This window comes from Yoonia sp. JB2-21, from assembly GCF_055693545.1.
Map to the genome: position 1 here is coordinate 573,060 of NZ_JBVFUC010000001.1, position 11,802 is coordinate 584,861.

The window sequence follows — 11,802 nt, forward strand, 5'->3', positions numbered from 1 at the left end:
CAGGTAAGGTGGATCATGATCCACCTTACGTCAAAAGAACTGATCCGCCCGCAAATACCCCGCCGTCTGCGCCGCTTCCGCCCATTCGCGTTCAAACGCGGTATCACCTACGATCACATATCGATCTGCGGGATACCCGTTTGACGTCAGCATGGTGCGGATCTGATCACGCATCACGGCCCAGCTGTCGTTAAACGCCGGGGCCGCATGCGCGCCAGACAATCCCGACAACCCGCCCATATGTGTGGGGGTCACAGGGCGATGGGCAACGCCCGTACACGCGGTACGCACCAAACCAGCGAGCTTGGCGGCGTGCTTGGCGGGCAAAGGCTGCCCCTCTCGCAAGACCTGCAATGCGTTGTTAGAGAACAAAAAACCGATCAGATCATGTCCGGTACTCGCCCGGATTCCCGCGTAGGTCTTATAGGGCAAGCCCAGCTCTGTCGCGCGCCGCACCCGCAACCGCACGATTTCAAGCGGCAAAGTAGGCATCAGCTCTTTGCGTGCTTTCGTCCAGACATGCTTGCGCCAGCTTTGGCCCGGCTCATCCACACGACCAGAGTTATGTCCTATGCCAATTGTCATGCCTGCATCCATCCAACATCGCGCACGGCAGCTTCATGCGCCGCGGCTTCGGTGTCAAACACGGGCGGCGGGGCTTCTGACAGATAGCGCCAACCATGCCCATCTTCGGGGTCACGTCTGCATTCACGGTAAGCAAACTGCCCATAATCTAAGCAGATGATATCGACGCAGCGGTCCCCAGTGTCATCTTCGATCGACGCAAGGACCAGCGGTTTCATCAGCCGTACTCGCGTAGACGCGCCACGTAGCGAGCCATCGTGTCGATCTCTAGGTTGATCCGGTCACCGACAGCGGTGTCGCCCCACGTCGTGGCCACCTTGGTGTGGGGGATAAAGTTAATCCCGAAATCTCGGCCATCGACCTCATTCACGGTCAGCGAGGTTCCGTTCAGCGCGACCGACCCTTTGGGCGCAATGAACCGCGCCAGATCCTCCGGCGCACGGAACGTCACGCGGGTACTGTCGCCTTCGTCTTTCATACCCACAACCTCTGCCACCCCATCAACGTGGCCCGATACGATATGCCCCCCCAGTTCATCCCCGACCTTAAGTGCGCGTTCGAGGTTCAAACGCCCGCCAACCGCCCAGTCGCCCACATTCGTGGCGCCGAGGCTTTCCGCCGAAATCTCAACATCGAACCAATTCTGCGGGGTGTTGCCCAGCGCAATGACGGTCAGACAGCAGCCGTTGCAGGCAATCGAGGCACCAATATCAATGCCTGCGATGTCATAGCCCGTGCCGATCCGCGCGCGCAGATCACCGCGCTGTTCAAGTTCCAGCACTGTGCCGATGTCTGTAATGATACCTGTAAACATGAGGCTCTGGTTCCTTAACTGTTGCCCTTTGACCTAGCGTTTCAGCACCGGCCCGACAAGTCGTAGCGCTTGCCAGATCACGACAATCGCGTCAGTAAGATGTATTAACCTTTTCCAGATGGTCACGTCGTAACCCTGCCCGCAGATGTCACACACCAAAGCATATCTTTTCCTCCAAGGCCCCCACGGCCCGTTTTTCCGCCAATTGGGGCGGATGCTGCGCAAGGCGGGCGTGCCTGTGTGGCGGGTTGGGTTTAACGCAGGGGATGCGGCTTTTTGGGGGCGTGCGCCGGGATATATCCCGTTTCAGGGCGATTTGGCGGGCTGGCCGGAGACCCTCGCCGCGATCATCAAAGCGCGCAAGATTACCGACATTGTCCTTTACGGCGACACTCGCCCCACTCACGCCGAAGCCGTGCGACAAGCCAAAGCGCTGGGTCTGCGTATCCATGTCTTTGAAGAAGGCTATCTGCGTCCCTATTGGGTGACCTATGAGCGTGGCGGCAGCAACGGCCATTCGCGGCTGATGCACTTCTCGGTCCCCGACATGCAAGAACGCCTCGCCCAATCCGACATCGATATGCCAACCCCGCCTGCGCATTGGGGCGATACGCGCCAGCACATCTTCTATGGTGCATTGTATCATTGGTTCATCATGTTTCGAAACGGGCTCTACCCCGGCTACAAACCGCACCGCGCCCTGCCCGTCCATCGCGAGGCGGTGCTTTACACAAAACGACTGTTGTTGATGCCGTTTCTGGCCATTGAACGGAGTTGGGCCACGCGGACCATCAAGGCGGGCGGATATCCCTATCATCTGGGCCTTTTGCAGTTGGAGCATGATGCCAGCTTTCAGGCGCATTCACCGTTTGACGACATGCGGGCTTTCATTACGCTTGTGATTGCGGGCTTTGCAAAAGGTGCACCCGCGCATCACCACCTTGTGTTCAAAGCGCATCCGCTAGAAAATGGCCAGTCATCGCTGCGCCAGATGATCATGCAAGCCGCCGACGAACATGGCGTGCGGGCCAGAACGCATTATCTGCGTGGCGGCAAGCTTGCGCATATTCTGGCCGAGGCGCGCTCTGCCGTCACCGTGAACTCAACCGCAGGTCAACAGGCCTTGTGGCGCGGCATTCCGCTGAAGGCCTTTGGCACCGCTGTCTACAACAAGCCGGAATTTGTATCGAGCCAATCTTTGCCCGTCTTTTTTGCCGAACCGCAAAGGCCAGATGCACAAGCCTACCGCGAATATCGCCAGTTCCTGCTAGAGACCAGCCAAGTCCCCGGCGGATTTTATTCAACTTCAGGTCGTCGCCAACTCCTACGTCAATTGGTTGATATGATGTTGCATGATGAAGACCCCTATGATGCATTGCGGGCCAAGGCTCCGTCGACCCAGCCATTGCGCGTTGTGAACAAGGGCACCCTGCCGTAGCGTGCCATCGATGACCGAGCAAAAACGCCAAAATCTTTATGTCTACAATGGTGGCTTTCTGACCGAAGGTCGTGTGCGGCGTATTTTGGATTTAGCCGGCTATGACATCAAGCTAGGCACTCCCCACGACGATGATCTGGTCGGCGTTTGGGGGCAAAGCCCGACATCGCCAAGAGGCGAAGCCGTCGCGGCACGCAAGGGTGCAAAGGTCGTGCGGGTTGAAGACAGCTTTCTGCGCTCTGTTGGTTTGGGTCGTGATGGTGACCCGCCTATTGGGCTCAATATTGATCGAAACGGCGTTCACTTTGATCCGGCAACGCGGTCAGACCTCGAGACGATCCTGACCGAAAACCCGCTTGATGACACGGCCCTGCTGAACCGCGCGAAGGCCGGGATTACAGCGCTGAAAACCAATCATATTTCAAAATACAACGCCTTTGACCCCACACTTGACGTCCCTGAACCCGGATATGTTCTGGTCATTGACCAAACCCGCAAAGATGCGTCGATCAAGGCCAGTGGCGCTGACAGCAACACCTTCCGCGAGATGTTGTTTTACGCGCAAACCGAACATCCCACCGCGCAGATTATTATCAAGACTCATCCTGAAACGGTGGCGGGGCATCGGGACGGATATTTCACCACCAAAGACACCAATGAGCGGATTACATTATCCGACGAAAACATCTCGCCTTGGTCGCTGCTGGAAGGTGCCATCGCGGTTTATACCGTCAGCTCGCAATTGGGGTTTGAGGCGATCCTTGCAGGCCATAAACCCATCGTTTTTGGGCAACCCTTTTACATGGGATGGGGGCTCACAGACGACCGCACCCCGCTTCAACGCCGCCAGCGCAACCTGACACGCGCACAGCTTTTTGCAGGTGCGATGATCCTGTATCCCAAATGGTATGACCCGTTTCATGACCGGCTATGTAGTTTTGAAGAGGCCACCGCGACCATAAGTGCGGCAGCACAGGCTTGGCGCGATGACTATCGTGGGTGGATCGCCGCAGATATGCGGCTGTGGAAACGCAAACCGCTTCAACAGATATTTGGGAAACCAAAACCGGTTATCTTTGCCGGAAAACCAACCGCCAAAACCAAGGATCGGCGGCTGATGCGATGGGCTGGTAAGGGCGCTGACGAGGCCATTTTGGTAGAGGATGGATTTTTGCGGTCCCGCGGCTTGGGTGCCGACCTCATTGCCCCCCTTAGTCTGGTACTTGACGACATTGGTATCTACTACGATGCGACCCGCCCAAGTCGTCTGGAAAACCTGATCAATGGCTCCGAGAACTTGGATGATGCACAGCGCGCCCGTGCCACTGCCTTGATAGAGCGCCTGAAAGACGCGCGGCTGTCAAAGTACAACCTCTCCTCGCCCCCCTTGCCCGATCTGCCAAACGGTCGCCGCATCCTCGTGCCCGGGCAGGTTATGGATGATGCCTCAATCAAGTTGGGGACATCTGATGTCGCGGATAATCTGGCGTTATTGAAGGCCACGCGCGAGGCGAACCCCGCGGCCGTCATCCTCTATAAACCACATCCAGACGTTGAGGTCGGCCTGCGAGACGGCGGTGTATCGCAGGCCGACGCGCTGGCTGATCTAGTTTTGAACGATACTGATCCGATTGATGCCATCGAAGCTGTTGACGAAGTCTGGACCATGACATCCCTTTTGGGATTTGAGGCGCTTTTGCGCGGTAAGGCCGTGACCTGTCTTGGCACACCATTTTATGCCGGTTGGGGTTTGACGGATGATCGCGCAATGCCTGTCACACGCAGGTCAGCGCGTGTTGACCTTGTGGCGCTCACCCATGCAGCACTTATCGCCTATCCGCGCTACTTTGATCCTGTCACCGGTCTGCCGTGTCCCGTCGAAGTCATCGTTGATCGGATTGAAAACAACGACTTACCGCGTCACGGCAACGTGAACCGGGGGCTTGCCAAGCTGCAGGGGCTTTTTGCGAGCTACGCGTATCTTTGGCGCTAGTTAGACGCGCATCCAGGTATGGCGGATATCATTGCCAATGGGCCGCACACTGTCCAAACCAAAGCGCGGCGCGCCTGCCAATCGGTCGATACCCATCGCGGCCAACATGGGCGTGCCTTCAGCACCGATAGCAGCACCGGCGGTGTACACCACCAGTTGATCAACAAGCCCTGCATGCAGCAACGAGGCCGCGAGCATACCTCCGCCTTCGCAAAACACACGCGTGATCCCTCGCTCTGCCAGCGCGGTCATCACCGCATGCAGATCAATCTGCCCAGAGATCGTCGAACAGGGCATACTGACAGCACCGTGCGCCATCCACGCCTTGGTGTCAGCACCCTCGCCGTGGCAGAGCCAGACCGGAACATCGCCGGCCGTCTGCGCCAACTGTCGCGTAACCGGGATTTTCATGGCGCGCGAAACAACCACCCGCACAGGCTGCTGCGTGATGCCAAGCCCGCGCACGGTCAGCGATGGATCGTCCGCACGCACAGTTCCTGCACCCACCATTACCGCATCGTGGCGCGCGCGCATGGCGTGCACGTCGCGCCGGGCCTCTGGTCCAGTGATCCATTGGCTTTCTCCGGTGGCGGTCGCGATACGCCCGTCCAGCGTGCCCGCGAGCTTTAGCGTCACAAAGGGCCGCTTTTCATTCACGCAGAGTAAGAAACCAGCATGGTCGCGCAGCGCGTCAGCCTCCAATACGCCGTAGTCAACAGTGATCCCCGCATCGCGAAGCATTGTCAGGCCGCTGCCGGCGACACGCGCGTCAGGGTCGCCCGTCGCGACAACCACGCGCGAAACTTTCGCATCAATCAACGCCTGAGCGCAGGGCGGCGTCTGACCTTGGTGGGAACAGGGTTCCAACGTGACAAAAACCGTCGCGCCCTCTGCCGCAGCCCCCGCTTGCGCCAGTGCGCGTGTCTCGGCATGCGGTCGCCCCCGGTCAGCGGTCCAACCGCGCCCGACAATCTGGCCATTCTTGACGATCACGCAACCAACGGCGGGATTGGGCCAAACACGCCCCATGCCACGCCGTCCCAGCGATAGGGCCAACGTCATGAAACGGGCATCCGTTTGGGGGGTCACTCGTCGTCTTCGCCTTGGCTGTCCGGGCGCAACTCACTCACGAATTTATCAAAATCATCTGCGGCCTGGAAGTTCTTGTAAACGCTGGCAAATCTTACGTAGGCAACAGTATCAATCCGGGCCAGGCTTTCCATGACAATTTCGCCTATGGTGCCTGATGGGATGTCTGTTTCTCCCATGCTTTCCAGGCGGCGAACTATGCCGCTGATCATCTGATCAATCCGCTCTGGCTCAACGGGGCGCTTTTGCAGCGCGATGCGGATAGATCGTTCCAGCTTGGGCCGGTCAAAGTCTTCGCGGCGGCCGTTGGTCTTGATCACAACAAGGTCACGCAGCTGCACACGTTCGTAGGTTGTAAAACGACCACCACAGGCCGGGCAAAAACGTCTGCGCCTGATGGCAACATGATCCTCGGCGGGGCGGCTGTCTTTGACCTGTGTGTCGACATTTCCACAAAACGGGCAACGCATGTTCAGTCCTCATTTCTGATGTTGGGGTCTATGGCTTGTATCGCTGCCCCATTTGTCCACAGGCACTATATGAGGGCGCGCAAGTTTTGGGTAGTGGGCAATTGCTGGCGCAAGATGAGGGGCGGCAAACCGTTGCGCGAAGGACTCGGTTGTGTCGGATCAGCCCAGATGGGCCACCACATTTCTGCGATGCGGCCGATCGCGATGCTCAAAAACATAAATGCCCTGCCATGTGCCAAGGGCCAGTTTGCCGTCTGTGACCGGGATGCTCAGATGGGTTGGTAAAAGCGCTGCCTTGATATGCGCAGGCATATCATCTGGGCCCTCATATGTATGGGTCAGATAGGACATCGCAGGGTCGGTCGTGGGCGGTACTAGCCGCGCAAAGTAGTTTTGCAGATCAACCTGCACCTCGGGGTCAGCATTTTCTTGAATGACCAAACTGGCCGAAGTGTGCTGAACAAAAAGTGTCAGAAGTCCGGTGCCATCAGCCCAGTCCGCGATTTGACGGGTAAATTCGTACAGGCCGGGCCCGTTGGTCGCGATTTCAAATCGTGTCTGCATGCCCGTACCTTCCACGGACACACAACAAAGCGCAAGTTACTCTTCGGCGCAGGCGATTGATGTCTGCTGTGGCTGGACGCTGTCGCCGCGCCAGTCCGCAGAAAGGCCCAGAACATTCGCAAGAACTGGGGTGATATTGACCGTGCACGCACCGGCTACATCAGCCGTTTGTGGCGTCGAAATGGCGATCTGCGTCAGGTTCGCGCTGGACTGCGGACCCGGTTCAACCCCGTAGGCGCTGACCGCTGGCGCGAAGGTAATGGACAGCATGGCAGCTGCAAGAGAGATGGACAGTTTTGTCATGACGACATCCTTTCTGTGATTAGGATGTGCGCCCAATAGCGGCTCGTTTCAATCTACTGAAACCGTATGTCACATGATCGTAAATGCACATGAGCCGGGCGTGATGCTGTGAAATATGACCGAACGCTACTCGAACAGCCGCATGCCCTGTTCATCAACCATCTGTTTGGCCTTGGCGATTGAGGCTGCATCGGCCTCTTCTTTTGATTGCAGTACGTCAGAACGGATGAGGGTGTGCTCCTGTCCGTCCTTTTCAATCCGCGCAGCAAGCCGCCAGCCGCCGCTTTCCTTTTGCGGGATCGGTGTGATTGCAAAGTCCTTATACGTTTCAGCAGCGACAGGCTCTGCCGCTTTGCCGCCACCGAAGAGTTTGGAAAAGAGCGCCATTGGCGATCTCCTTCGGTTATTGATCCAAGAACGACCGCAGCTTACGTGATCGGCTTGGATGCTTCAGCTTCCGCAGTGCTTTCGCCTCAATCTGGCGAATACGTTCGCGCGTCACGCTGAACTGCTGACCGACCTCTTCAAGCGTATGGTCGGTGTTCATCCCAATGCCAAAGCGCATGCGCAAAACCCGCTCTTCGCGCGGCGTGAGGGATGCCAGAACGCGTGTGGTCGTTTCCTTGAGGTTCTCCTGAATGGCGCTGTCCAAAGGCAGGATCGCATTCTTATCCTCGATGAAGTCACCCAACTGGCTGTCTTCCTCGTCGCCGATTGGTGTCTCAAGACTGATGGGCTCTTTGGCGATTTTCATCACCTTGCGCACCTTTTCCAAAGGCATCTGCAGCTTCTCTGCCAATTCCTCTGGTGTTGGCTCGCGACCGATTTCGTGCAGCATCTGGCGGCCCGTGCGGACCAACTTGTTGATCGTTTCGATCATATGCACAGGAATACGGATCGTGCGGGCCTGATCGGCAATCGACCGGGTGATCGCCTGACGGATCCACCATGTCGCGTAGGTAGAGAATTTATACCCACGACGATATTCAAACTTATCGACCGCTTTCATTAGGCCGATGTTCCCTTCTTGAATAAGATCAAGGAATTGCAGGCCACGGTTCGTGTATTTCTTGGCAATCGAGATCACCAGACGCAGGTTCGCCTCGACCATTTCTTTCTTGGCCTGACGCGCCTCTTTTTCACCCTTCTGGACCTGCTGCACGATGCGGCGGAATTCGGTGATGTCTACGCCGACATATTGACCAACTTGGGCCATGTCATTGCGCAACTCTTCAATCTTGCCGGTTGATTTCTCGATCATCATCTGCCAGCCACGACCGGACTTTTCGCCCATTTCGTCAAGCCAGTTGGGGTCAAGCTCTCTGCCCCGATACGCGTCGATGAATTCACGCCGATTGATGCGGGCTTGGTCGGCGAGCTTTACCATAGAGCTGTCGATGGACATGATCCGTCGGTTAATTCCATAGAGCTGATCGATCAGTGCTTCGATACGGTTGTTGTGCAGGTGCAGTGAATTCACCAGCTCCACAATCTCAGAGCGCAGCTTTTGATATTTTTTCTCTTGTTTGTCAGAGAAGGATGAATCTTCGTTGAGGGTCGCAGACATTCGCGCGTCCTGCATATCGGACAAATCCGCAAAGTCGCGTGCGATCAATTCCAGCGTTTCCAAAACGCGTGGCTTCAGCGCGGCCTCCATTGCGGCAAGCGACATGTTGGCCTGATCTTCGTCATCATCATCGTCATCTTTGGCAATTGGGTTGCCATCAGCGTCAAGCTCTTGCGTATCTTCTTTCTTTGTCTCCGTTCCAGCCGCAGCCGGGGCGGCAACAACAGTTTCTTCCTCGCCATCTTCGCCAAGCTGATTGCCGAACGTGGTTTCAAGGTCGATAACATCGCGCAGCAGAATGTCTTCTGACAAAAGTTCGTCACGCCAGATCGTAATCGCCTGGAAGGTCAAAGGGCTTTCGCAAAGCCCCAGGATCATCGTATTGCGACCGGCCTCGATCCGCTTGGCAATCGCGATCTCGCCCTCACGCGACAGCAGTTCGACCGAACCCATTTCACGCAGATACATTCGAACCGGGTCATCTGTGCGGTCCAGCTTCTCGGTTTCCGCACCACCAAGCGTGACCTCGCGCGATCCCGCAACCGTCGCAACGGCAGTATTGCCTTGGGTTTCTTCGGTTTCTTCGCTTTCTTCTTCTTCCGTAACCTGAATGCCCATTTCCGACAGCATCGACATCACGTCTTCGATCTGATCCGACGACACCTGCTCAGGTGGCAGCACGGCGTTCAACTGATCGTAGGTGATGTATCCACGCTCTCGCGCGTCAGCGATCATCTTCTTGACCGCAGTTTGGCTCATATCAAGGCTGATATCGCCGTCCTGATCATCTTTACGGTCGTCGTTATCTTTAGCGGCCATGCAGAATGCCCTTTCGAATGCGTATTTCCACGCCGAACTGATTCGGCTGATTCGGTTAAAATCGAATCAACCTCGCATCGAGGTGATCTGCAAGCAGGTCGCGTGTTGTTGTTGGTATCTGTTGCGCAAACTACGATTTAGGGCGGTCGCGCCCTTTTGCAAAGCCGATCTGTTCAAGAAGTTGGTCAAATGCGCTCTGCTCATCTTTCTTCACGCGCGCTCCGTTTTCGCCAACGGCATATTCAGCAGTGTCATCGTCATCACCCCGTCCGGCCTTGTCCAAGGCTTTCGTGGCTTGTGCAATACGCCACGTAACACCTTCGTCTGCAACGCCTCCAAGGTCTTCGACCGCATCTTCAATCTCTCGTATATGACCTTTGCGCGCAGTCAGTTTGGCAAATTCTTCAGCCAAACAAAGTCGTGCTATTTCGGTGTCTCCGCCTCGCCGGACCGCCGGACTGATTGCCACATGGTTGTGGGCAAAAAGCTTTTCAAGGGGCGCCTCGCCAAGATCAGCAATAAGCAGACCGCGCAGGTCGTCTGCGCCAAGATGACGCAGCAGACAGCCCTGTAAATCGCGGTGCATCGGGTCCCGACTGTCGATCTGCTCCAAAGCGGTTTCAAACTCCGGGGCGACTTCGGGTGCTACGATCAGGGTGGCAAAGATAACCGCTTCGCGTAGGTGTTCCTCGTTTGTTGTGCCGGTAGCAAGGGCAGAGCTGCGCGAGGTTGAGACGGGGCTGATATCACGTTTCCATGGATCTTGACGGGAATTCCATGCACGAGCACCTGATTTAAGCGGTGCCTTGGACGGACGGTTCGAAAACAACGCCCAGCGCATATCCTTGATCGCTTGACCATAGTGGTTGCGAATAGAGGGATCTTGGATCAGCTTGATCTTTTCGCGCAGAGCTTTGTCGAGGGCCGCCTTGCGTTCAGGGCTGTCAAAACTCTGCCCTTCAGTTTCACGCCGCCACAACAGCTCGACCATCGGTATCGCCTGATCGAGCAACCGTTGCATCGCCCCTGCCCCCTGGGCCTTGATCAGATCATCCGGATCCAACCCTTCGGGCATCAAGGCAAAGCGCAGCGATTTACCCGCCTCCAACAGCGGCAGCGCGATATCAATGACGCGCATCGCCGCGCGCAAACCGGCGGTGTCGCCATCCAATGCGATGATCGGCTCTGGTGCCATCCGCCACATCAGGCGCAGCTGGTCCTCGGTAATCGCTGTGCCCAAGGGGGCGACCGTTGCGGTAAACCCTGCCTCTGACAGAGCAATAACATCCATGTAGCCTTCGGCCACGACCAAAGGCTTGCCTTTGCCTGCCGCCTCGCGCGCGGGCCCGTGGTTGAACAGGCTCCGTCCCTTGTCAAACAGCGCCGTTTCAGGGGAATTGTAGTATTTCGCCGGATGGTTCGGATCCATCGCGCGACCGCCAAAGCCAATCGCCCGGCCCCGCGCGTCACGGATCGGAAACATAATGCGGCCACGGAAACGGTTATAAAGGCCGTTACCCCGGTCGCTCTCTGCCGCCAACCCGGCATCGACGATCAGCTTCTGATCGACCCCGTTGCCCGACAACTGCTCCAGCACACCCCCATTCGGCGGCGCAAAGCCAATCTCCCAACGCGCCTGCGCTTCCGGGCTTAACCCTCGCCGTTCCAGATAGTCGCGCGCCTCTGCCGCAGCGCCCGTCTGCAACTGCAACCGGTGATACTGCACCGCCTGCTCCATCACATCGACCAAAACTGTGCGCTCGTCCGCCTTCTCCTGCGCGCGCGGATCACGCTCTGGCACAGGCATCCCGGCCTCACCAGCCAGAATTTTCACCGCCTCCATAAAATCCACATTCTCGGTCTCGCGGACAAAGGTGATGGCATCGCCTTTGGCATGGCAGCCAAAGCAATAGTAGTACCCCTTGCGGTCATCGACGTGAAAACTGGCGGTCTTTTCCTGATGAAACGGGCATGGCGCCCAAAGATCGCCCTTGCCCTGATTGGACTTGCGGGTGTCCCACATGACCTTACGGCCCACGACCTGCCCCAACGACAGCCGATTGCGCAGTTCATCCAAGAATCCGGGTGGCAGGCTCATGCTCACATTATCGCTGATGGCAAAGCGGTGCGCCACCCGCTCTTTTCTATGTCTAATCAAAC

The 11,802-nt window shown here is 57.1% G+C and carries 12 protein-coding genes; 2 read left to right on the forward strand and 10 right to left on the reverse strand.

Annotated elements, in window-relative coordinates; translation table 11 throughout:
* Positions 1-30 precede the first annotated feature (30 nt).
* Genes ACZ1G5_RS02865 through ACZ1G5_RS02875 form a run of 3 tightly spaced genes read right to left on the reverse strand, consistent with a single transcriptional unit; the run spans position 31 to position 1,399 of the window.
* On the reverse strand, positions 31-585 hold the full coding sequence (locus ACZ1G5_RS02865) for a hypothetical protein (protein ID WP_472731417.1): 555 nt from the start codon (positions 583-585) through the stop codon (positions 31-33).
* The gene (locus ACZ1G5_RS02870) at positions 582-803 is read right to left on the reverse strand and encodes a hypothetical protein (RefSeq protein WP_472731418.1); all 222 of its coding nucleotides are present in this window, start codon (positions 801-803) and stop codon (positions 582-584) included. Before ACZ1G5_RS02870 ends, ACZ1G5_RS02865 begins: the two co-directional genes overlap by 4 nt.
* The gene (locus ACZ1G5_RS02875; RefSeq protein ID WP_472731419.1) at positions 803-1,399 is read right to left on the reverse strand and encodes a riboflavin synthase; all 597 of its coding nucleotides are present in this window, start codon (positions 1,397-1,399) and stop codon (positions 803-805) included. The genes ACZ1G5_RS02870 and ACZ1G5_RS02875 overlap by 1 nt, the downstream gene beginning before the upstream one ends.
* 145 nt (positions 1,400-1,544) lie before the next feature.
* On the opposite strand from ACZ1G5_RS02875, the gene ACZ1G5_RS02880 reads away from it, so the two are divergent.
* Positions 1,545-2,837: a capsule biosynthesis protein gene (locus ACZ1G5_RS02880; protein ID WP_472731420.1), complete on the forward strand. Its 1,293-nt coding sequence runs from the start codon at positions 1,545-1,547 to the stop codon at positions 2,835-2,837.
* Positions 2,838-2,847: 10 nt separating this feature from the next.
* The gene (locus tag ACZ1G5_RS02885) at positions 2,848-4,830 is read left to right on the forward strand and encodes a capsular polysaccharide biosynthesis protein (RefSeq protein ID WP_472731421.1); all 1,983 of its coding nucleotides are present in this window, start codon (positions 2,848-2,850) and stop codon (positions 4,828-4,830) included.
* Here ACZ1G5_RS02885 and ribD read toward each other — a convergent pair whose 3' ends face one another.
* The 7 genes from ribD to dnaG form a co-directional block, all read right to left on the reverse strand.
* Positions 4,831-5,919: a bifunctional diaminohydroxyphosphoribosylaminopyrimidine deaminase/5-amino-6-(5-phosphoribosylamino)uracil reductase RibD gene (ribD, locus tag ACZ1G5_RS02890; protein WP_472731422.1), complete on the reverse strand. Its 1,089-nt coding sequence runs from the start codon at positions 5,917-5,919 to the stop codon at positions 4,831-4,833. It lies immediately after the preceding gene.
* On the reverse strand, positions 5,916-6,389 hold the full coding sequence (gene nrdR / locus ACZ1G5_RS02895) for a transcriptional regulator NrdR (protein WP_472731423.1): 474 nt from the start codon (positions 6,387-6,389) through the stop codon (positions 5,916-5,918). The genes ribD and nrdR overlap by 4 nt, the downstream gene beginning before the upstream one ends.
* Before the next feature lie 159 nt (positions 6,390-6,548).
* Entirely contained in the window at positions 6,549-6,953 is a 405-nt protein-coding gene (locus tag ACZ1G5_RS02900) for a secondary thiamine-phosphate synthase enzyme YjbQ (RefSeq protein ID WP_472731424.1), read from the reverse strand.
* Positions 6,954-6,989: 36 nt separating this feature from the next.
* Complete coding sequence (locus ACZ1G5_RS02905) at positions 6,990-7,256, reverse strand: hypothetical protein (RefSeq protein WP_472731425.1); 267 nt, start codon at positions 7,254-7,256, stop codon at positions 6,990-6,992.
* A 126-nt stretch (positions 7,257-7,382) separates the two neighbouring features.
* Positions 7,383-7,643, reverse strand: coding sequence for an HlyU family transcriptional regulator (locus ACZ1G5_RS02910; RefSeq protein ID WP_472731426.1), 261 nt, complete (start codon positions 7,641-7,643; stop codon positions 7,383-7,385).
* Positions 7,644-7,659: 16 nt separating this feature from the next.
* Positions 7,660-9,642, reverse strand: a complete 1,983-nt coding sequence (gene rpoD / locus ACZ1G5_RS02915; RefSeq protein WP_472731427.1) for an RNA polymerase sigma factor RpoD — start codon at positions 9,640-9,642, stop codon at positions 7,660-7,662.
* A 130-nt stretch (positions 9,643-9,772) separates the two neighbouring features.
* Positions 9,773-11,740 carry a DNA primase gene (gene dnaG / locus ACZ1G5_RS02920; protein ID WP_472731428.1) on the reverse strand — a complete coding sequence of 656 codons (1,968 nt, stop codon included), beginning with the start codon at positions 11,738-11,740 and terminating at the stop codon, positions 9,773-9,775.
* Positions 11,741-11,802 lie beyond the last annotated feature (62 nt).